This is a genomic window from Albidovulum aestuarii (assembly GCF_029961185.1).
Classification (GTDB): Bacteria; Pseudomonadota; Alphaproteobacteria; order Rhodobacterales; family Rhodobacteraceae; genus Albidovulum; species Albidovulum aestuarii.
Window position 1 is genome coordinate 155,571 of record NZ_JASBQQ010000002.1, and the last position, 19,623, is coordinate 175,193.

Below are 19,623 nucleotides of genomic sequence, written 5' to 3' on the forward strand. Positions count from 1 at the left end.
CGGCTCTGATTTCCCCGGCCGTCCCGGCGGCGGACTGCGCATGCCGCCCGCCGGCACACGCGGGTTGACGCCCAAAAAGCCCGCAACCATGCAGCGAAGGGTGGCTCGGCGGGAATCCCCGGGCTTGTCCGGCGTGAGGACCCGTTCAATGTCCTGCCGGAAAGGAGATCGTCATGACACCCCCTTCCCTTCCCTGCACCACGCCCGAACTCATAGCCCTCATTCCCGCTTTGCGCCGCCTTGCGCGCCGTCTGACCCGCGACCCCGCTGCAGCAGAGGATCTGGCGCAGGAGGCCTTGCTGCGCGTCTGGACGCAGATGGGACGCGAGGCCGGGATAGAAGACCTGAAGCCCTATCTGATGACGGCCGCGCGCAATCTTGCCCGCCGTCCTCGCCCGGCGACCCTGGCCCTTTCAGAGGCTCCGGAACCCTCCACCCCGTCCGACGCTCCCGGCAGGCTTGCCCTGCGCGACGTGGCGGGCGCGATGGCGCGGCTGCCGGCGGCCGAGGCGCGGCTGATCCTGCGTCAGGTCACGGGTGGCGAAAGCTATGCCGAGATCGCAGCGGCCGAAGGCCTGCCCATAGGTACCGTCATGTCCCGCCTCGCCCGTGGCCGCGCACGTCTGCGGCTGGATTGCGGACTGCCCGAAAGCGGCCCGGTGACCGAATACCTCACCGGAGATGGTGCTGCCTGAACGAGTCGGATGGTTCCCTTGGCCTTCCAACCGGCGTCTTGCCCGAAAACGGTTCTCCCCCCTAGACTGGTATCCGACCTTAACGTAGGCGCCAGAGGGCATGTTCCAATCTAAGCCACGTATTCCGAATGAGACTCTGGCGAACTGGCAGCGCATCGTTGACCTGATCTCGCGGCTCACCGACGTGCCCGCAAGTCTCGTCATGCAGACGGATGCGCCGGATCACTCGGTCTTCGTCACCAGCCGTGGCCCCGAAAACCCCTATGAGGTCGGCCGAAAATTTACACTCAATGAACGGCTCTATTGCTACGGTGTCCTGAAGAACGATGGCGAACTCGTGGTTGAGGACGCCACATGCGACCCCGTCTGGGCCGACAATGACGACATGGAGCACGGAATGCGCTTTTATGTCGGATATCCCCTGAAATGGCCCGATGGCGACGTTTTCGGCACAATCTGCGTTCTCGATCGCAGGCGAAATCGGAAGGCTCTGATGTTCCGCGACGGGCTCATGGAATTCGCACGGGTGATCGAAGCAGATCTGCAACTCCTGTCCGAAATCGAAGAGCGCAAGCGCCTTGAGGCGGCGTTGCAGACCGCGCTCGACCAGATGGAACAGCGGGTTGAGGAACGCACCGCCGATCTGGAGGAAGCCAATACCGCGCTTAGGGTCCTGCTGAGCAATGTCGAGATGTCGCGGGATGAGTATGACGAAAAGGTACTGGGTCAGATCAAGGGTTTGGTATTGCCGCATCTGGGAAAGCTGCGCAGCCGCCTGAAAGCAGACGCCGCGGCAAGCGCGTATCTGGAAATCATCGACGAAAACCTGCGCGCCATCTCGGCCTCGATGTCGAACCGGCTGACCATAGCGTTTGACACGCTGACACCGTCAGAGCAGGAGGTCGCACAACTGATCATGCACGGGCAGACCACCAAGGACATCGCGCGCACCCTGTCACGCGAACCCAGCACCGTGGAATTTCATCGCAACAACATACGCAAGAAACTCGGTTTACAGCGCAGCGGTCAGAACCTGCGCAGCATGTTGCGGTCAATGCAATAAACCATGGGGATTTCCCCCATGTTTCCCCATTGTTTTTCCCGCATTAGTGACATCGGTTCGCTTTGCTACCCTTCCGCCACCGGGACAGCCCGGAGCCACACCAAGAGGGAGAGAGCGAATGGAACGAAAAGATCTGGATCTGAAGCCGACACTTCTGAACGGGCAAAAGGATACATTGTCGCCGGGCCTGTCCCGCAGGTCATTTTTCATGGCGGCAGGCGCGGCTGGGGTTGGCGGGACGGCAAGTATGTTGAGCAGCACGGCCGCAAAGGCCCAATCGACGGACTGGACGCAGCCCGGCAACAACAACGGGGTGATCGAGCTGCAAAAAACCACCGGCACCCATGTCGCCGGTGATGTCGGGATCGACTTTTACGGCCACTGCGCACTCAAGATCACGTCACCGGGCGGCGCGACGCTGTTGTTCGACCCCTGGCGCGACGATCCGTCGGGCGCGTGGGGGCTGTGGTTCAAGAATGAGTTCCCGGAAGTGCCGGTCGACATCTGCATGTCCACTCACACCCATTTCGACCATGATGCCATCCACCGCCCGGTTTCTACGATGGTTCTGGACCGGATGGTCGGCAATTTCGAATTTGCCGATATCAAGATCACCGGATTTGCCGACAAACATGCCTGTGTCGCCCCCGGCTGGTACAGCTGGACCGACGCTTTGGCGGAATTCGGGCTGGATGCCTGCCCGCCCAACAATCCCAACCATATGGATATGGTGGTCTATCTGGTGGAAACCGGTGGTATCCGGACCCTGATCTGGGGCGACAATCGCCACAATCCTGCTGACGAATTCTGGGATGCGATCGGTCAGGTCGACGTGCTGACATTGCCGGTCGATGGCTCGATGCACATTCTGAGTTATGAGATGGGCAATGCCATTGTCGAACGCCTGAAACCCAAGGTCGTCATTCCGACGCACTACCTCAATGAAACCACCAGCTACACGCTGACCACATTGCAAAGCGCTGATGAATGGGTGAAGGCGCAGGCGAGCTACAAGATGCTCGACAGCGCGAGCCTGTCACTCAATGCCGGTGACGTGTCGGGGATGGACCGCGAGTTCCTGTATTTCGGCAATAATGCGATGACGGCCTGAGTGTATTCGCATTGACCGGTCTGAACCCACATCGGCAGACCGGATCGACAGACACCCTAAAACACAAAGGCCCCGGGGCGCGAACCCCGGGGCCTGTCCCTGACGGGAGCTGATCGCGACTTACTGAGCGATCGTGCCGGCTTCCTGAGCGGCAGCCAGTTCGTCGGCGTCAACAGCACCGTCGGCGTTCGCGTCGATGGCCGCGAAGGTTTCCGCGGTCATGTCCGGGTACGCAGCGGTCATCTCTTCGATCGAGAAGGTGCCGTTGCCGTCGGTGTCGGTGACGACGGTCTGGGCATTGGCAGCGGCGGCGAAAGCGGCAACGGCGCCGAGGGCCAGAACGAACTTTTTCATCTTGTTGTACTCCAAAAGGGCAACGCCCTAGAATCAGTGGCTTAGGCACCACCGGGCGCTATGTGGCGTGCCGCGATGCGCCCCGCAAGAGGGGTGAAACAGCCGATCACGTCGGCGTGATCATACAAGCATAAAGACGCCGATGGATATATGCCCATAACGCATTCATCCGCCGAACTGACTTGGGAACCGCTATTTCCTTGCGCTCTTCAGGCGGTTAGAACCGGCGCAAAAGAAAATCGGGGGGCCAGGGCCCCCCGTTTGAGTTTCGCCGTCCAGGCTCATCCTTGATACCGCTCGGTTTTCTGCCTGCGGCCTGAACGTCGTCGGGGGCGAGCGCACCCGCCCCGGAACTGGTCACCGGAGTGACCGGTATTCGCTGTCCCTCGTCAGCTGCACCCCGAGGTTCCGCCGCAGGTGTTGCATTTCATGCAGGTGCCATTGCGCACCAGCGTGTAGTTGCCGCATTCGCCGCAGGGGTCGCCCTCATAACCCTGCATCTTGGCCTTGGTGCGGGCATCCATGGTTACGGTACCCGACGCGATGGCCGTTGTTGCCGTAGCCGCGATCGCCTGCCCCGTCACCGGCACCAGCGTGTTCAGCGCCGCGACCGGGTCGCCAGACAGCGCCATGGCACCCACGCCGCCCTGCAGCACGATCAGTTCCTGCGGCAGGCGTTTGCGCATATAGCCGGTCGAGGCGACCTGCTTCAGCACTTCCAGCGACTTCGACGCCGCGCTTTCGCTCATCTCGGAGACGTTGGACTTGCCTTCATCTGCCCCGCCGCCGAGATCGTCGAAGGCCGCGCCTTCGGGCTTCACATGGGCAAGGTCCGTGCGGTCGAGATACGAAATCGCCAATTCGCGGAAGATGTAGTCGAGGATCGACGTCGCCTGCTTGATCGAGTCGTTGCCCTGAACCATCCCGGCCGGTTCGAACTTGGTGAAGGTGAAGGCGTCGACGAACTCCTCCAGCGGCACGCCGTATTGCAGGCCGACCGACACCGCGATGGCGAAGTTGTTCATCATCGCGCGGAAGCCCGCCCCTTCCTTGTGCATGTCGATGAAGATCTCACCCAGCGCACCGTCCTTGTATTCGCCGGTGCGCAGATAGACCTTGTGACCTCCGACAATGGCCTTCTGGGTATAGCCCTTGCGGCGTTCGGGCAGCTTTTCGCGGTGCGATTTCACCACTTCCTTGACGATGATCTTTTCGACGATCTTCTCGGCCAGAACTGCGGCCTTTTCCTGTGCCGAGCCGGTGGCGAGGATTTCCTCGGCCTCTTCGTCGTCTTCGACCAGCGAAGCGGCCAGCGGCTGGCTGAGCTTCGATCCGTCGCGATAAAGCGCATTGGCCTTGATGCCCAGCGACCAAGACAGTTCATAGGCCGCCAGCGTGTCCTCGATGGTCGCGTTGTTCGGCATGTTGATGGTCTTGGAGATCGCGCCCGAGATGAAGCTTTGCGCCGCTGCCATCATGTGGATATGGCTGTCGACACCAAGGAAGCGTTTGCCCTTCTTGCCGCAGGGATTGGCGCAGTCGAAGACCGAGTAATGCTTCGGATCCAGATGCGGCGCGCCTTCCAGCGTCATCGTGCCGCAAACATGATCGTTCGCCTCTTCGACCTGACGGCGGGTGAAGCCGAGGTGACGCAGCAGATCGAAGGTCGGATCGTTCAGCTTTTCGGCAGGGATACCAAGGGTTTCCGTGCAGAACTTCTCACCGAGCGTCCACTGGTTGAAGACAAAGCGGATGTCGAAGGCCGAGGGCAGAGCCGCCTCGATCTTGTCCAGTTCCGCCTGGCCGAAGCCGTGGCCGATCAGCGACGTGTGGTTGATGCCCGGGCAGTTGCCAAGCGAGGCATGGCCGACGGCATAGGCGATGATCTCTTCGATCTCGGCGCTGCCATAGCCCAGCGTTTCCAGCGCCGCCGGAACCGAGCGGTTGATGATCTTGAAGTAGCCGCCCCCTGCCAGCTTCTTGAATTTCACCAGCGCGAAGTCGGGTTCAATCCCGGTCGTGTCGCAGTCCATGACCAGACCGATCGTGCCGGTGGGCGCGATAACGGTCGACTGGGCGTTGCGGTAGCCGTGCTTCTGGCCCAGCTCCAGCGCCTCATCCCATGCGGTTTTTGCAAGGGAAACAAGGCTTTGATCGGGGCAGTTCGCGTGATCGAGTGCCACCGGCTTAACGGCGAGGTCTTCGTAGCCATCGGTCTTGCCATAGGCCGCGTTGCGGTGGTTGCGGATGACACGGAGCATGTGGTCGGCATTGCGGGCATAACCCGGGAAGGCGCCGAGTTCACCGGCCATTTCGGCCGAGGTCGCATAGGCGATGCCGGTCATCACGGCGGTCAGCGCGCCGCAGAGCGCCCGGCCCTCATCCGAGTCGTAACCGTAGCCCATGTTCATCAGAAGGCCGCCGATATTGGCATATCCGAGGCCGAGCGTGCGGTAGTCATAGGACCGCTGCGCGATTTCCTTCGACGGGAACTGCGCCATGAGGACGGAGATTTCCAGCGTCACGGTCCAGAGCCGCGTGGCATGGACATAGGCCTCGGCGTCGAACTTGGCGTCCTTGTAGAAGGTCAGCAGGTTCATCGAGGCGAGGTTGCAGGCCGTGTCGTCAAGGAACATGTATTCCGAACACGGGTTCGACCCACGGATCGCGCCATCTTCCGGGCAGGTATGCCAGGAATTGACCGTGTCGTGGAACTGGATGCCGGGATCGGCGCAGGCCCAGGCGGCGTGGCCGACCTGTTCCCACAGTTCCCGCGCCTTCACGGTCTTGGCGACCTTGCCGTCGGTGCGGCGGATCAATTCCCAGTCGGCATCGTCCTTGACGGCCTTCAGGAAGGCGTCGGTGACGCGGACGGAGTTGTTGGAGTTCTGGCCGGAAACGGTGGCATAGGCCTCCGAGTCCCAATCCGTGTCATAGGTCGGGAATTCGATGCTGCCATAACCCTGCTTGGCGTAGTCAAGCACGCGCTTGACGTAAGTCTCGGGGATCGCAAGTTTTTTCGTGGCCTTGATGGCAGCCTTCAGCGCCTCGTTCTTGGCCGGATCGACAGCATCCTCACTGGAGCCGTCCCATTGACGGATCGCCGCGAAGATCTCATTCAACTGGCGTTCGTGCATCTTGGACCCGGCGACCAGAGCGGCCACCTTCTGTTCCTCGATGACCTTCCAGTTGATGAAATCCTCGATATCCGGGTGATCCATGTCGCAGATCACCATCTTGGCCGCGCGGCGCGTGGTACCGCCCGACTTGATCGCGCCCGCGGCGCGGTCGCCGATCTTCAGGAAGCCCATGAGGCCGGACGACTTGCCGCCACCCGAAAGCGGTTCATTGGCCGCGCGCAGCGACGAGAAGTTTGTGCCGGTGCCCGACCCATACTTAAAGAGCCGCGCCTCACGCACCCAGAGGTCCATGATGCCACCTTCCTGCACCAGATCGTCCGAGATCGACTGGATGAAGCAGGCATGCGGCTGGGGGTGTTCGTAGGCGGAGTTGGAGCGGGTCAGTTTGCCCGTGGCGTGATCCACATAGTAGTGCCCCTGCCCCGGACCGTCGATGCCGTAGGCCCAGTGGAGACCGGTATTGAACCATTGCGGCGAATTCGGTGCGGCCATCTGTTCGGCCAGCATAAAGCGCATCTCATCGTAGTAGGCCTTTGCGTCGGACTCGGTGGTGAAATAGCCACCCTTCCAGCCCCAATAGGCCCAAGCACCCGCGAGGCGGTCAAAAACCTGCTTGCCCGAAGATTCGCCGGTGAAACGCTCGTCCTCCGGCAGATCTGCCAGCGCCTTCTCGTCCGGAACCGAGCGCCAGAGGAATTCGGGCACGCCCTTTTCCTTGACCTTCTTCAGCCGCGCCGGAACACCTGCCTTGCGGAAATACTTCTGCGCCAGAACGTCAGAGGCAACCTGGCTCCAATCCGCCGGCACTTCGACCTTGTCATTCCTGAACACGACCTTGCCGTCGGGATTGCGGATTTCCGACGTCGTCGTGCGGAATGCAACCTCGGCATAGGCGTCTTTTCCTGCCTTGGTGAATTTACGTTCGATCTTCATCTGCCCCATCCTTTGTTCGACACGCGGCGCGCCCTTGAAGGCGTCTTACCGCTATTCCCGCCAAGCGGAGCTCAAAGGACAGCATATGCGTCGCGGCAGATGCGCCTGCCGCGCCGAACAGCCGCTTTTGCGCGGCCAGCTTTGGTATTGTGTCCCCGTCGTTCCGGCCACTAAATGTTGTGGCTTCTCCGTCAGCCCCCACAAACTGACGTATGACCCCCGGCCGGGTCAACAGCTTTTTCTCTTTTTTGTGACAAGATTTCGGTTGACCCCAATTGGTCATCGGCATGGCTATCAGACGTCACCGATTCACCCACAAACCACACGCCGATCCGCTCGGCGGAAAATTGCTTGTCTACTGGGCGCTTGGATCACGTCGCTTTGAAAAAGCTTCAATTCATCCACAGGGATTCATCAAGATTAACGGTGCCCAGACCGCCATATGGCGGACCCGCGTCGTCTCCGGCCAATGACCGAAACGACACATAGAGAGGGAGCAAAAGCGGGATTTTCGAAGTGGTCGGGGCGAGAAGATTCGAACTTCCGACCTACGGTACCCAAAACCGGCCAAAATCGTTGAATTCCAATACCTTTGCGGGAAAACAATGCGAATTTGGCGCTTTTGATATCAATGGGTTACAAGACGCGTGTAAAACGAATCGGAGCCCTTCAGGACAATGCAGGCAAAGAACTGGCCGCATGACCGCGTGGTCATAAGGTGCGACCAATGCGGCCGCGAGGGGCGCTATTCCAAGGAACGATTCATCGAGAAGGTTGGGCCGGACACCGCCATGCATGACGCCTTGTCGATCGTTGCCGCTGACTGCCCAAAGGCGGGGAAACCGTCGAACGTGCTGCATGATCGATGCCAGGCGAGGTACGTTAGGAACTGACCTCTGCGGCCGCAGCCACGCATTTCATTCAGTTTGGGTGACGGTTTTTGAGACCGTCGAACAAACACCAAAATTCTAGTCTATCTAATTGATTTAATTGACTATTATTAACGCGCTCAAATAGCAGTTAACAGTCCGGTTAACAGTCTCCTACATAGACACGCCCATCGCGCGAGCTACCGCAATCGCCACAACTGTGCCCAATGCGACCTTGGTTATAAACCCGATCGTTGACCCGATTGCGGCCCCAGCCTTCAATTTCACGGACTCCGTTGCAAGACCACGTGACGGTGCCGGCGCACTATTCTTGGGCATCTGACGCCTCCTTTTCTGAACTCAGTGGACCGCACGCCTGGTCTCTCGCATTTGGCCGAGAATGTACTCCGCCAAGCCGACCCTTCCGGAGCTGCGAATGACAGACCACGGCAGATCAAGGCGGACGATCTTGTCATCCATCACGATCCCCACGCTCACACTTTCCTTGCCGCGGGCCTCTTCGAGTTTCGCCGCGAATTGCACATCGATCGCCTCACCCCGCTCGGCCGCGCAGATGGTCGCGGCAATCTCGTCGGCCTGCGCCTTCAAGACGCGTAGCGGGGAATGCTTCGTAGTCATGTGCCGACCTTTTCATTGGTGCCGTCCCAAACGAACTCCCCATCCTCACCGACAGGAAAGTGGGAACGGCAAGCACAACAGAACGTGCCGCTGTAGAAGAACGGATCGCGGGCGTAGGTTTCGGCAATAGCTTGTCCCATGGTCGTGACAGTCCCGCATTTCTTGTGGACATAGCTTCGACGGACGGGGCGAACAAAGCCCTTTGCACGCTCTTCGTCCGACAACACGACATAGGCCTTCTGCTGGCCATCTTCGCGCAGTTCGCGATGATCAGCCGTGACTGGCGAACCATCAGCAAGAGTTGTCTTGGGCTGCTCGCTCATGCTTCCTCCTTAGTTGGACTCTTGCGCGGTCGCCTGATCCGGGACCCCGCGAATTCTGATCTTCCGACTGCGTAGAACCTCGACCGCACCGCCCAAGTCACGGGTGCCCGCGATAAAGATCGTTGACCCTACATGCTGCGCCACCCGAACGGCAGCCCGCACGTCGTCGATGATCATTGAACCAGGCACGCCAGCTTCGATCATACGCGACACCAGAAACTGCCTGCGCTTGGGATTATCTGCCACAACGCAGCCAAAACATCCTGCACCAATCGCTTCAGGTGGCAGAGGATGGGTGGAGCGCCGCCTGCGCCGCAATTTTGGAATGTAGCGATTGAAGAGAGGCGACTCGGTGCGAATGGCGCGAGCTTCAGCCTTCGCAGCTTCCTCGAAGGACTCGTAATGCACCATGTCCACGCGCACCGCATCATATATCCAAGGTGAGCGGGCAAAGTGTCTATCAAGTCGCGCCATCGGGTTTCTGGTCATGCCGACATAGAGCAAGACACCGTCGGCATCGATGTGGCGATAGACTGTGTACCTGGTCGTCATCAGCGATCGTCCGTGGCTTCATCGGGGTCAACAAGGGCGCGGTACTCCTTCACCCACGCATAGAGCGCCGATCGGCTAACCTTGGGGCCTTCGAGCGCCTGCAAAGCGGGCAGGACATCTTTCAGAATGTGCGCCCCCTCATCGAGCATCTTTCCGGCAAGATCAGTCCGTTCCGGTGTCATCGCGACCGGCCGACCATGCGCCTTGCCTTCGCGTCGGGCTTGCTCAAGACCAGCCATTGTGCGCTCACGGATCAGCTCGCGCTCATACTCCGCCAAGGCACCCATGATATGAACGATCATGCGCCCCATCGGAGTGCCGAGATCCAGCCCCTCAGTCAGGCTTACAAGCCGAACACCCCTTTCAGCAAGCATCTGGACAGTCTGAATGATGCCCAAGAGGCTGCGGCCAAGACGATCGAGCTTCCAAACAACAAGCTCGGTTCCTTCGTGCTGGGCAACCTTCAGCGCCCTAGTCAGGCCGGGCCGATCGCGCTTTGCGCCGCTCATCTTGTCGGTGAAGATGAACTCATCCGAAACGCCGTATCGCTTCAATGCTTCGATCTGCATTTCCAGATTCTGATCGGCCGTAGAGACTCGGGCGTATCCGATTTTTCCGGGTGTCTTTTCGGAATTATCGGCCACTTTTTATACGTCCCTACGATTCCGCCCCCTAAGTTCTCGGAACACTTTCAGGAATATTTCATCTAGACAACCCTAGTATGTCAACCTAATCTTTCTGGAACACTTATTGGAAATCCAGAAAACCCGGGAGCCAACATGGAAGACGATGAAGTTCTCAAACTGAAGCATCAGATCACCATGATGCAGGAACAGACGGCGGAGTTCGCTGACGAGTTTTCGACGCTATCTGACGATCAGCTGAAGGAGCTAGCGGCCACACTACACGACACGGCCGATGATGCTTCATGGAAGGCCAACGCCGCCGAAACGGAAATCCGCTTTCGCTCGATTAAGCAGCTATTCAGAACGTCAAGCTGACCGGAGGATCCTTTTGCGAGGCACCGTCTTTCACGGAGAACCAGCAGCCCGGCACGTCCGCCGGTCACATGTTAAAGGTTGCTCGGGGGCATATGCGAACCGGGCAGAACGAGCGGACGGGGGAAAGATCGGGCTACGTCGAACGACGTCGGGCGGTGTCTCGCCAAGCGATCCAATAGACCGGAGGCCCCCATGGTAGCACCGATTCAAGAACGTTATCGACAGGCTATGAACAAGCTCGCCCGCGCGATCGACGAAGGTCTGAATGGAAAACGACGGCCGGGGCGAAAGCCGACGGTGGGCTTTGTTCTGCTGACGGCGGAGTTTGGCAAGATCGAAGGCGGCAGGGTGAACTACATCAGCAACGGCGAACGCGAAGACATGATCGCTATGCTGCGGGAATATCTTGCCAGGCTCGAAGGCCGTTACTCAGAACCACCGACGACGAAACCACAGTAAACTGACCGGAGGCCAAAGTGACCTGGTTTGTCGAGAAGCGCATCGAGTGGATAGGAGAGATGATCCGCGTCTATGGGTTCATCAACCGTGAACACATCGAAAGGATGTTCGACGTTTCGACGCCACAGGCATCCCTTGACCTGCGCGAATTCCAACGGCGTTTCCCGGATGCGGTCACCTATGACCGCTCAGCCAAACGCTACGTGTCCAACTAACCCCGGTCAGACCGCCAAGACCGTGGTGCATAGCAAGATCAGCGCCAAACCGAACGCGAGGCGGATCAAGACCGGCACCCGGCGTTGTAGCCAATTACCACGTCCGTCCCCGGTTCACCCACGGCGTCATGCGTCTCAGGATGAGCCAGCAAACCGGCCTCAAGCGCGATGACCGACCCCCGCAGCCCCGCACAAAGGCCACTATCGCTTATCCCGGTCCCTACGCAGGCGGTCATGCCAAGCACCGCGATCCTTGCGGGATGCTTCAACAGCGTCGTCAATGCGCTTCCGCGTGTCGATGTGTTCATTGGCGTCCTCCAATTCGTCCTTGAGGCGTTGGTTTTTCTTGACCATCCCGATACCCGCAAGAAGCACGATGGCCATTGCCCCGGCCCATCCGGCAAACCGCTTGACGGGCGAGGGGATGAAGCGACCGAGCGCGAGAAGCCACATCATGTCCGCTTCCCCCATCCGCGCCAGACCGCCAGCAGCGCCAGACCGTTGCCGATCCACGACACGGCCTGCGTGATGACCTGCGTTACGTTAAACGGGTGAATGTCCAGTTCACCGGTCGCAATGTCGAATGTGGCAAAGCCTGAGGCGGCAAGCCACAGAGCCACGCCAGAGCCTGCCAGACCGAGGATGTAGACCAGTCCGCGTGTTTTGGTTGCGTTGTCCATATCAGCCTCCGAAATAAGCCTTGATGCCTGCGATCAGCGCCACGATGCCCGCCGCCAGTGCCGCGATGAACGACGCGGGAACGTCTGTGCCAGTTGTGGGCGGCGTCTGGGCGGGTTTGGGCGTGGTGGTGATGGCCGGACGGGTGCAGAGCGCCGCGTGGAGCGCGCCCATGGTCTTGAGGCCAGCAATCCCGTCCGGTGATAGCTTGGCCGCCTTCTGGAACGCCACCACATCGCTCGGGCCATGGCCCAGAAGCACAAGGGCGCATTTCACGTACCATTTCTTCCGATCGGCAAAGCCGTTCAGCCCGCCATTGATCCGGCGCGTGATGGTGGAAATGTCGTTCTTGTCGGCGAACTTGTTCAGGCCCCGCGTGTCCCAATACCAGATCGGGCCGAGGCCTTCCCACGGGTCGGAGTTCATCGCGTCCGGGTCGACCTCGAAATCAGGGCACTTGTGCGACACGTTCTGGCGGCACCAGTCACGGAACGCCGCCGTGTTCTCCCGCCCGGTGATCTGGATGCCGGTCCTGCCCCGGAACTTGTAGCCGTCCCCGGGCTGCGTGTTGCCGAGATCCTTCCGCCCCTCGTACCGCTTCTGAGCCGGGGTCGGCCCCCAGACTTCCCGGTCGTACCGAAACCCGCCCGATTCATGGCAGAGTTGGGCGAGATAGTGCGCCAGCCGGTGCGGTTGCCCAAGTCCAGCCGGGAATGCCTCCAGCCCCGCGACAACGGACTGCATGTTCGCGTTGGGCTCGCGGTTGGTGATCTTTGCAAGGTCTAGGGCGTGAAGGTTCATGGCACAGACCTTTCCGTGAAGAAGTGGATCAGATCCCGGCACGCATCCGTCATGAGGCCGACCCCTGGTTCGGCCCAATAAGCAACACAGAGGGCGAGCAGGATCACATAAAGGCTGCGATGCCGCCGGATGGCGGCTTTGGTGTGGGTCATTTGCCGCCCCCCAATCGCCGCTTGATAACATCCCGGATCAGTTCGCGGTCAGCGATCAGAGCCGCGCCAAGGTCCAAAAGCAAATACCCGAATGCAGTCAGGATCATGACGGCCATGGTCTCGCTGCGACCAGTCAAGGCCGCCGCCTCCGGTGCCAGCGAATAGCCGATGCCGCCGGAGATCGCCGCGATGATCGCTCGCGCAATCGCCGACTTCTCCCGGTGACGCTCTATGACGATAAGAACGCCAACGCTTAGGGCGATCCAGAATTCAAGCGGCTTACTCATGTCTCCCCCTCAGGCATTGTTTTCGTCCGCATCCAGCGTTGCCGTGCGCACCGTTACGCCACCCGCGCGCCCGACGGCGGCCGGATCACGGCGTCGGTGATCGTGTCTCTGACGTTGATCCACTCAGAGACAAAGTTCCGGTTGGTCGTCGGGTGGAAGTACATATCCCCATCGACATCGCCACCCTGCATCCAGACGTCGCGAAACCGAAACGGCCCGTTGAAGTTGGGCAGGCCGAGGTCATCAATCTGAACGCTGAAGGTTTGATAGTCGTCGCGGTAGTGCACGACACCATCGAGGGTGACTTCCTCGACAAGGAAATCCTTGCCATTGTCGCGAACACCCCTGACCATGTTGTTGATCACGCCCCGGTACTGTGGATCGGGGCAGGCCCGCTGATCGATCAGCGTGTTCTTGATCGTGACACCGCCGACAGCCGCCGTGACGGTATAGGTGTCGGGATGGCGCCGGTCGCCCGGGGCCGCCCATCGTGGGCCATGATAGCAGTCCTCATAGACCGTGCCACCGAACGGCGAGCCACCCACCTTGAGGTGATCCGAGGAAAAGCCCTCAATCCGGGGGCGGAGCATGTGGCCCAGATGACCACACCGGTAATCCTTCCCCGTACCGCTGCCACGCTGCCACAGGAGAGCCGGTGCGCCAGCATCCTTCCCCATGCAGCCGATGGCCTCCAGGTCCTCGATCACATCGATACCACCGGTCGGATAGATATCGATGATGCCGCCCGCGTTGCGCCCTGGACGGTCCCGGATCAGAAGCCCGGCAAATCCGGCCATGCGGCTCTTCACGATGAGCTTCCGGTCACCAACATCCAGCGGCTTCATGATGCCACCCGAAAACCCGTTTATGATGACGGCGTCCGGCGTCACATCGATGCCTTGCGGCAGTGGATCACGTCCGGCGACAAGCATGTCGCTTTTGTCCATGATCCCATTCGGCGTGGAGCGATCATACAGCCCCTCGATGTATGCGCGGCGCGCTGAAGGCGAAACCGGGGGCTTGGGTGCCGCAGGCGGCGGCGGGGCGGGCGCAGGGTCAGGCGCAGGCGCTTCCTCATCTGGCGGGCTCTCAGGCTCAGAAGGCGCTTCACCCTCCGGCTCTTCGGTCGGCGGCTCTTCCGCGGGCGGTTTCGGGCCTTCCTCAACAGGCTCATCGGGTGCAGGGGGATCGGTTTCGGCAGGCGTCTCGCCCTCGTATTCACCGTGCGGCAAACCGCCGGTTTCCAGATCCTCGATCAGAGCGTTGATGCCCGCAACGGCAGTATCGCGGATGTCTTCGAGCATGGCGATGGTCGCCGTGAGACGTGTCATGAGCGTTCTCCTGTGAAGGGAATGAGATGCCGCTAGATCGCGGGCTTGATGTGGATTTCGAGATGGCTGTAGCCGGGATCGACAACTGGCTGCCCGCCGACCTGGTAAGTGAATTCACCAAGGAATTCGCCGGGCGTGTCCACGTCACCCGCAACGGGCTGGTAGATCAGAACGCCATCGGTGGCGGCGAAGGTCTGCGACGACCCGTCCGGCAAGGTGTAGGTGCCAGCGCCCAAGACACCCGCTTGATTATCGACCTTGCGGGTCGTGCTGCCGCGCGGAACCATCGAAAACGTGACACCCGTCACACCGGTCAGATCGACCGGCGTGCCCGCATCGGTCAGGAGTTGCAGCGCCCAAGCGCGCCCAACGGTGCCTTGGGTGATGTAGATTGCCGGTCTGTTGCTCACGATCCGCCTCCGATTGCTTTTGCCCTGCCCCGCATACCGGGTGCGTTCGCCGCGACCATTCCGCCGGGCGCGCGGAACGATGGCCGCCTGTAGCCCGCTAGAACGATGTGATTGATGGCCGCCGGATCGACGACCGTGCCTGCGCCCGCACCGGTGAGCGGCATGGAGCCGTCCCCGGCGCCATCATCGTCAACCGAACCTGCCCCCACGCCGGTAAGTGGTGACGCGCCCGAGCCAGTGCCCGTGTCATCGACCGAGGCGGAGCCGGAGCCGCTGAGCGGCGAAGTGCCAGCGCCCGTGCCGGTATCCTGAACTGCGCCCGAGCCAGAGCCTGTCAGTGGGGCCGAGCCACTGCCGCTGCCGGTATCGTCAACTGACCCGCCGCCGGAGCCGGAAAGTGGCGCTGTACCAGCCCCGACACCATCATCAGCGACCTCACCAGCGCCAGCGCCCGAGAGCGGCATGGAACCTGCGCCCACACCCTCGACCGGGGCCGAACCAACTACGCCATCCCCTGTACCGCTGAGCGGGAACGACCCGCTGCCGGTGCCTTCGTCATCGACCGCGCCGGCCGCAGACCCGGAGAGGGGCGCGGAGCCTGAGCCGGAAGCTTCCACGTCAACGCTGCCTGACGCAGCCCCACCGAGCGTTTGCGTGCCGGAGCCCTGCCCGTCGTCCGCAACATCGCCAGCGCCGGAGCCGGATAGAGGCATGGTCCCCGCGCCATCGCCTTCGTCTTCGACTGAACCAGCACCAGTGCCAGACAGCGGCATCGAGCCGTCGCCGGTCCCTTCAAGCGGCGCTGCGCCGACATCACCCGTACCCGAGCCACTGAGCGGCAGGGACCCAGCGCCGGTACCTTCATCATCAACCGATCCAGCGCCGGAGCCGCCAATCGGCTGCGAGCCTGACCCCGTACCTTCATCGTCGACCGATCCAGCCCCTGACCCTGAGAGAGAGGTCGAACCAGCACCAGTACCGGTGATCTCGCTGACCACGTCAAACGGCAGGCCATCGCCGCCGAAGTGGTAGTCTTTCGCCTCATTGGCTGTCAGCGTGCGGCCCCAGAACCGCACCCGCTTCATCCAGCCATCGAGACCGGCGTCACCCGATACACCGATCTGGAACGGCGCTGACGTATCAAAGAGCGAGGTCGGGAAGCCCGTGACCCGGCCGATCAGGCTACCATCGATGTAGAAATCAGCTGCACCGGCGGGCGCATCGAAGGACATGACACCGGTGTGCGGCGCACCACCGCTACCAATCTGCGCGGTGACATCAACACCGCTCTGGAAGTTGCTGGTGCCGCTTGATGACGCGGCCAGTTCAAAATACCGGTCTGAAACATCAGTTCGGATCGTGAGAAAAAAACTTCTCTCGTTGATCGCGCCGTTGTTCTTGATGACGAGGATCGTATTCGACCCGGACGGGTTGAAACTGTCCAGTTGAAACGCGAAGGCCACCGCAAAACTGCCAGAAGGCCCAAGACCGACCTGCTGAGCATCGGAGATGCTTAAAAATTCGTTGTTCGCACGATCGAATACCGCAACCTCGGTGCCGGAGATATTCGCCGACGGCACGGTTCCATTGTCGTCAAGGTCGTTCGGCCCGTGACTGTCGATCCGGGCCACCGCCACCGATCCGTCGCTGACCTCATCCAGTTCCCACGCGCTGACCAGCCCGGTCATAAGCGTGGGATGCTCGGTCATAGATGTCAGAACGTAACCGCCACCAGAGCCGCTGAGCGGCATCGATCCCGAGCCAGCGCCCTGATCATCGACGGACCCCGCCCCTGATCCGGTCAGGGCTGCTGACCCTGCCCCGGTGCCCGTGTCATCGACAGACCCGCCGCCGGTACCACTCAGAGGCTGGGAACCCGCCCCAGTGCCCGTTATGGTGACAGACCCATCCGGTGTTTCAACCTCGGCCCAGCTGACGCCCGCACCGCGCCGGTTTGCCGGGCTTCCGCCGCCGCCCGTGGCGACGAACTTGATCCGAAGATCGTTCCAGTCGCTGACCGCCGATGCAGCGAAGGTGAAGCTGCGTGCCGTCCAAGCGCCCGTGACAGCATGTACGCCGCTTGATGCAATGACAGTCGCGCCCTGCAAGAGTTGAACGTCGAGATCGACGGCCGTGCCGCTGGAGTTGAGCGCGGTGCCGTTCAGCCATGCATCACGCCAGCGGACAGTGCAGGTGCCGCTGCCGGGCGTGCTGCCGGGATTGCTCAGGCCAAGTTCGCAGCCTGAGCCGTTGGGGTTGTTGCCGGAATAGACGAAGTCGGTATTGCTGGCCGTCGCTTCATCGACGTTCTGATAGATGCCACTCGTGGTCGGCGTACCTGCCCACGACGATATGGCAACATCAGCATCAGGCCGAAGAAACTGCGCCATTGACTACCCCGGATAGACCTGGACGGGCCGACAAAACGGCCCGCGCCTGGATCAGTTGGAAATCGTGAACGAGGTGATCGTCACTGCCTGGCCGGTGGCGATGGACGTGTTCTGCAACTGGATATCGCCACCGCCGCCTGTTGCGGTAACCGAGCCCTGAATGTGACAGGTCGCGCCCGCCTTGATGCGAAAGTGGCCCGCCGTGCCTGTGGCATCAGCGGAGGCATCCTGCCAAGTCCCGAGCTTTGCCTTCGACCCTGCCGACGCGGCAGCCATCCAGTCCGAAGGCAATGTCATCGTTACGAGCACTGTGCCACTGTCGGCAGTCGCACAGTTGGCGGGGGCCGCACCGGATCGGATTTCCAGCGTCGGGGCCGTGCCGATGGTTGTCTCGATCGCGTCGAGTGCGGCATTGCGCGTCGCATCAGAGAACTGGAATGCCGCCAATGCCGGGGCTGCGGCAAAAACGAGCGCGAAGACGAAAGCCAGAAGCGTTTTGAAGACATGGGTAAGTTTCACGGGAATCTCCTTTCCGTGTTAGGTTGTCGTGATGAAGGTGAAAAGTTCAGGCGATGCGACGAATTCGGATCGCGCCACCTAGAGTGCTGTTAGATCCAGCGGACTGACCCTGAAGTGTCAACTGAATGGTCCCAGCGGCAGTGACCGTGGCAAAACCTTTGCCTGTGCCACGGTAGTTCTCGTTGGCGGCATGGTTTGCGCCCTGCCACACGTCGATTGCGGCACCGAGGTCGAAGGTTGCCGTTCCGGTTCCGCCAGACTGAACACCGAACAGTTTCGTGAGACCTGCTGTGCCTCCCTTCAGCGCCTCGAACTCAAAACTGACCTCGTAGACCTCGCCAACTGCAGCATCGGGGATCGACTTCGAAACGATGTTGGTGGTCGAGTTTGTGACGGTCACGCCCGTCGCCGAGTTAACCAGACCGGCCCCATTGTCGAAGGAAACGACGTTGCTCTCTCCCGAACCGCCAGAGAAAGTTACAGTTTGATAGGTCGCCTTCGCGGACGCATTGAACGCGCGTATGTCGCGGAAGTCATTGTTAATCGAGTTGGCGTCAGTCAGGTCGATGCCGCTGTCGCAGTTCCGCAAGATATCGCCATCAAACCGGCACCGCTTGGCATTCGTGACTGTGCCGGCCTTAACCGTTCCGGGAGTGCCAGTCGTGTTAAATCCGGAAACCACGTTTTCACCAACGTGCATCTCCGAAAGTGTATCAAATTCATAGGCCTGCCAGTTCACGCCATCGACATTTGTGAACCGGTAAAGCTCACAGTCCTTGATCCAACCCTCGTAAAGGTTCTTCGCAATGATGCAGCGTTCGGATGCGTTGATGTGAACACCCTCCACCCACAAGCCAGGATCGACCTGATCCGTGCCCGCCACAAGATCGAGGAAGTCCACATTTAGACCGTAGCGGCAGTTAATGAGTTGACCGCCGGATATTGCGACGCCTTCCATACGGCCTGAAAACCTACCACCAGTCTCACAAGCCCGAACGTGCACGCGTGACATGTCAGTTGTGACCGGCGAGCCATCATCCGTCGAGGTCATGTGGTATCCGGTAGTGCCTGCTAAGTATTCCCGGTCATGCGTCCCGGACGATGCGGCGAGGTTCCGTCTGCCTCTGATGTGGACTGCTCCGATGTCAGCGTTAGACACGTTATCGCCATAGAGCCCGACCGTCCAAGCGCCTGTTGTCGCGTCCGCACCACCGATTTGCAGGCCATCGCCCAGCTTGACCAGTTCCTCATGCCTGTTCGACGCGAGAACCGCAGCGGTGTAGGTGATCGAAAGCCCGTTGCCGCTGGCCGCCTGCGTGGTGCGGATCTCGCAGTCATCCCAATCAACGGAATAGACGCCGGTATGATGCAGTTGCACCCCGTCAGTCCCGCCGGAGAATTTGAGAACACCGCCGCGTACATGCGTATTGACGTTCGGCGCTGAGATGGTTGAGGCGCAAGCGAAAACAGCGTGGCGCGGGTTTCGAATGGGGGTGCCCGACCTCAGTGCAAGCTGCACCGCAGCAGCATCATTCGTGACACCGTCTCCGACCGCCCCGAAATCGTAGAACGTCAGCGCGCGAGTATCCTCGAAATGCCGGAGGTAGTCGCGGATTTCGGCTTTGTCCGGGTTGTGTGGGGATGGAGAGCCGTCGCGCCAGATCTGCGCGGCCCCGCCATGCGGAAACGCTACCATCGTTT

General features: G+C 60.7%; 22 protein-coding genes. 6 read left to right on the plus strand and 16 right to left on the minus strand.

Annotation, left to right across the window (positions count from 1 at the left end):
* The first annotated feature begins 173 nt into the window (after nucleotides 1-173).
* From QKW60_RS05425 to QKW60_RS05435, 3 genes are all read left to right on the plus strand, one after another.
* Complete coding sequence (locus QKW60_RS05425) at nucleotides 174-695, plus strand: RNA polymerase sigma factor (protein WP_282367082.1); 522 nt, start codon at nucleotides 174-176, stop codon at nucleotides 693-695.
* Nucleotides 696-795: 100 nt separating this feature from the next.
* Nucleotides 796-1,758 carry a LuxR C-terminal-related transcriptional regulator gene (locus QKW60_RS05430; RefSeq protein ID WP_282367084.1) on the plus strand — a complete coding sequence of 321 codons (963 nt, stop codon included), beginning with the start codon at nucleotides 796-798 and terminating at the stop codon, nucleotides 1,756-1,758.
* Nucleotides 1,759-1,876: 118 nt separating this feature from the next.
* Nucleotides 1,877-2,869: an MBL fold metallo-hydrolase gene (locus QKW60_RS05435; protein ID WP_282367086.1), complete on the plus strand. Its 993-nt coding sequence runs from the start codon at nucleotides 1,877-1,879 to the stop codon at nucleotides 2,867-2,869.
* A gap of 120 nt (nucleotides 2,870-2,989) precedes the next feature.
* On the opposite strand, the gene QKW60_RS05440 is transcribed toward QKW60_RS05435, so the two are convergent.
* The 6 genes from QKW60_RS05440 to QKW60_RS05465 all read right to left on the minus strand — a co-directional run bounded on the left by QKW60_RS05440 (nucleotide 2,990) and on the right by QKW60_RS05465 (nucleotide 10,323).
* Nucleotides 2,990-3,223 (minus strand): EF-hand domain-containing protein, encoded by a 234-nt coding sequence (locus QKW60_RS05440; protein WP_263740380.1) that lies wholly within the window; start codon nucleotides 3,221-3,223, stop codon nucleotides 2,990-2,992.
* Between the two features lie 389 nt (nucleotides 3,224-3,612).
* Nucleotides 3,613-7,296 (minus strand): vitamin B12-dependent ribonucleotide reductase, encoded by a 3,684-nt coding sequence (locus QKW60_RS05445; RefSeq protein WP_282367089.1) that lies wholly within the window; start codon nucleotides 7,294-7,296, stop codon nucleotides 3,613-3,615.
* 1,229 nt (nucleotides 7,297-8,525) lie between these two features.
* Nucleotides 8,526-8,804, minus strand: coding sequence for a hypothetical protein (locus QKW60_RS05450; protein ID WP_282367090.1), 279 nt, complete (start codon nucleotides 8,802-8,804; stop codon nucleotides 8,526-8,528).
* The gene (locus QKW60_RS05455; RefSeq protein WP_282367092.1) at nucleotides 8,801-9,127 is read right to left on the minus strand and encodes a hypothetical protein; all 327 of its coding nucleotides are present in this window, start codon (nucleotides 9,125-9,127) and stop codon (nucleotides 8,801-8,803) included. The genes QKW60_RS05450 and QKW60_RS05455 overlap by 4 nt, the downstream gene beginning before the upstream one ends.
* A 9-nt stretch (nucleotides 9,128-9,136) precedes the next feature.
* Nucleotides 9,137-9,679, minus strand: a complete 543-nt coding sequence (locus QKW60_RS05460; protein ID WP_282367095.1) for a GIY-YIG nuclease family protein — start codon at nucleotides 9,677-9,679, stop codon at nucleotides 9,137-9,139.
* Nucleotides 9,679-10,323, minus strand: coding sequence for a recombinase family protein (locus QKW60_RS05465; RefSeq protein WP_282367097.1), 645 nt, complete (start codon nucleotides 10,321-10,323; stop codon nucleotides 9,679-9,681). The genes QKW60_RS05460 and QKW60_RS05465 overlap by 1 nt, the downstream gene beginning before the upstream one ends.
* Nucleotides 10,324-10,458: 135 nt before the next feature.
* Between QKW60_RS05465 and QKW60_RS05470 the strand changes: the two genes are divergently transcribed.
* The 3 genes from QKW60_RS05470 (at nucleotide 10,459) to QKW60_RS05480 (ending at nucleotide 11,354) form a co-directional block, all read left to right on the plus strand.
* Nucleotides 10,459-10,680, plus strand: a complete 222-nt coding sequence (locus tag QKW60_RS05470; protein ID WP_282367098.1) for a hypothetical protein — start codon at nucleotides 10,459-10,461, stop codon at nucleotides 10,678-10,680.
* A 192-nt stretch (nucleotides 10,681-10,872) separates the two neighbouring features.
* The gene (locus tag QKW60_RS05475) at nucleotides 10,873-11,139 is read left to right on the plus strand and encodes a hypothetical protein (protein ID WP_282367099.1); all 267 of its coding nucleotides are present in this window, start codon (nucleotides 10,873-10,875) and stop codon (nucleotides 11,137-11,139) included.
* A 17-nt stretch (nucleotides 11,140-11,156) separates the two neighbouring features.
* The gene (locus tag QKW60_RS05480; protein WP_282367100.1) at nucleotides 11,157-11,354 is read left to right on the plus strand and encodes a BrxR family helix-turn-helix transcriptional regulator; all 198 of its coding nucleotides are present in this window, start codon (nucleotides 11,157-11,159) and stop codon (nucleotides 11,352-11,354) included.
* 201 nt (nucleotides 11,355-11,555) lie between these two features.
* On the opposite strand, the gene QKW60_RS05485 is transcribed toward QKW60_RS05480, so the two are convergent.
* From QKW60_RS05485 to QKW60_RS05530, 10 genes are read right to left on the minus strand one after another with little or no spacing between them, the layout of a single operon-like run.
* A complete protein-coding gene (locus QKW60_RS05485) occupies nucleotides 11,556-11,810 on the minus strand; it encodes a hypothetical protein (RefSeq protein ID WP_282367102.1) in 255 nt (84 codons plus the stop codon).
* Nucleotides 11,807-12,034 carry a hypothetical protein gene (locus QKW60_RS05490; RefSeq protein ID WP_282367104.1) on the minus strand — a complete coding sequence of 76 codons (228 nt, stop codon included), beginning with the start codon at nucleotides 12,032-12,034 and terminating at the stop codon, nucleotides 11,807-11,809. Before QKW60_RS05490 ends, QKW60_RS05485 begins: the two co-directional genes overlap by 4 nt.
* 1 nt (nucleotide 12,035) lies before the next feature.
* Entirely contained in the window at nucleotides 12,036-12,833 is a 798-nt protein-coding gene (locus QKW60_RS05495; protein ID WP_282367105.1) for a peptidoglycan-binding protein, read from the minus strand.
* Entirely contained in the window at nucleotides 12,830-12,985 is a 156-nt protein-coding gene (locus QKW60_RS05500; RefSeq protein ID WP_282367106.1) for a hypothetical protein, read from the minus strand. The genes QKW60_RS05495 and QKW60_RS05500 overlap by 4 nt, the downstream gene beginning before the upstream one ends.
* Nucleotides 12,982-13,272, minus strand: coding sequence for a hypothetical protein (locus QKW60_RS05505; RefSeq protein WP_282367107.1), 291 nt, complete (start codon nucleotides 13,270-13,272; stop codon nucleotides 12,982-12,984). Before QKW60_RS05505 ends, QKW60_RS05500 begins: the two co-directional genes overlap by 4 nt.
* Nucleotides 13,273-13,325: 53 nt before the next feature.
* Entirely contained in the window at nucleotides 13,326-14,603 is a 1,278-nt protein-coding gene (locus tag QKW60_RS05510) for a hypothetical protein (protein WP_282367108.1), read from the minus strand.
* A 32-nt stretch (nucleotides 14,604-14,635) separates the two neighbouring features.
* Nucleotides 14,636-15,013: a hypothetical protein gene (locus QKW60_RS05515; protein ID WP_282367109.1), complete on the minus strand. Its 378-nt coding sequence runs from the start codon at nucleotides 15,011-15,013 to the stop codon at nucleotides 14,636-14,638.
* Complete coding sequence (locus tag QKW60_RS05520) at nucleotides 15,010-17,403, minus strand: beta strand repeat-containing protein (protein WP_282367110.1); 2,394 nt, start codon at nucleotides 17,401-17,403, stop codon at nucleotides 15,010-15,012. Before QKW60_RS05520 ends, QKW60_RS05515 begins: the two co-directional genes overlap by 4 nt.
* A 51-nt stretch (nucleotides 17,404-17,454) precedes the next feature.
* Nucleotides 17,455-17,922: a hypothetical protein gene (locus QKW60_RS05525; RefSeq protein WP_282367113.1), complete on the minus strand. Its 468-nt coding sequence runs from the start codon at nucleotides 17,920-17,922 to the stop codon at nucleotides 17,455-17,457.
* 46 nt (nucleotides 17,923-17,968) lie between these two features.
* Nucleotides 17,969-19,618, minus strand: a complete 1,650-nt coding sequence (locus QKW60_RS05530) for a hypothetical protein (protein ID WP_282367115.1) — start codon at nucleotides 19,616-19,618, stop codon at nucleotides 17,969-17,971.
* Nucleotides 19,619-19,623 lie beyond the last annotated feature (5 nt).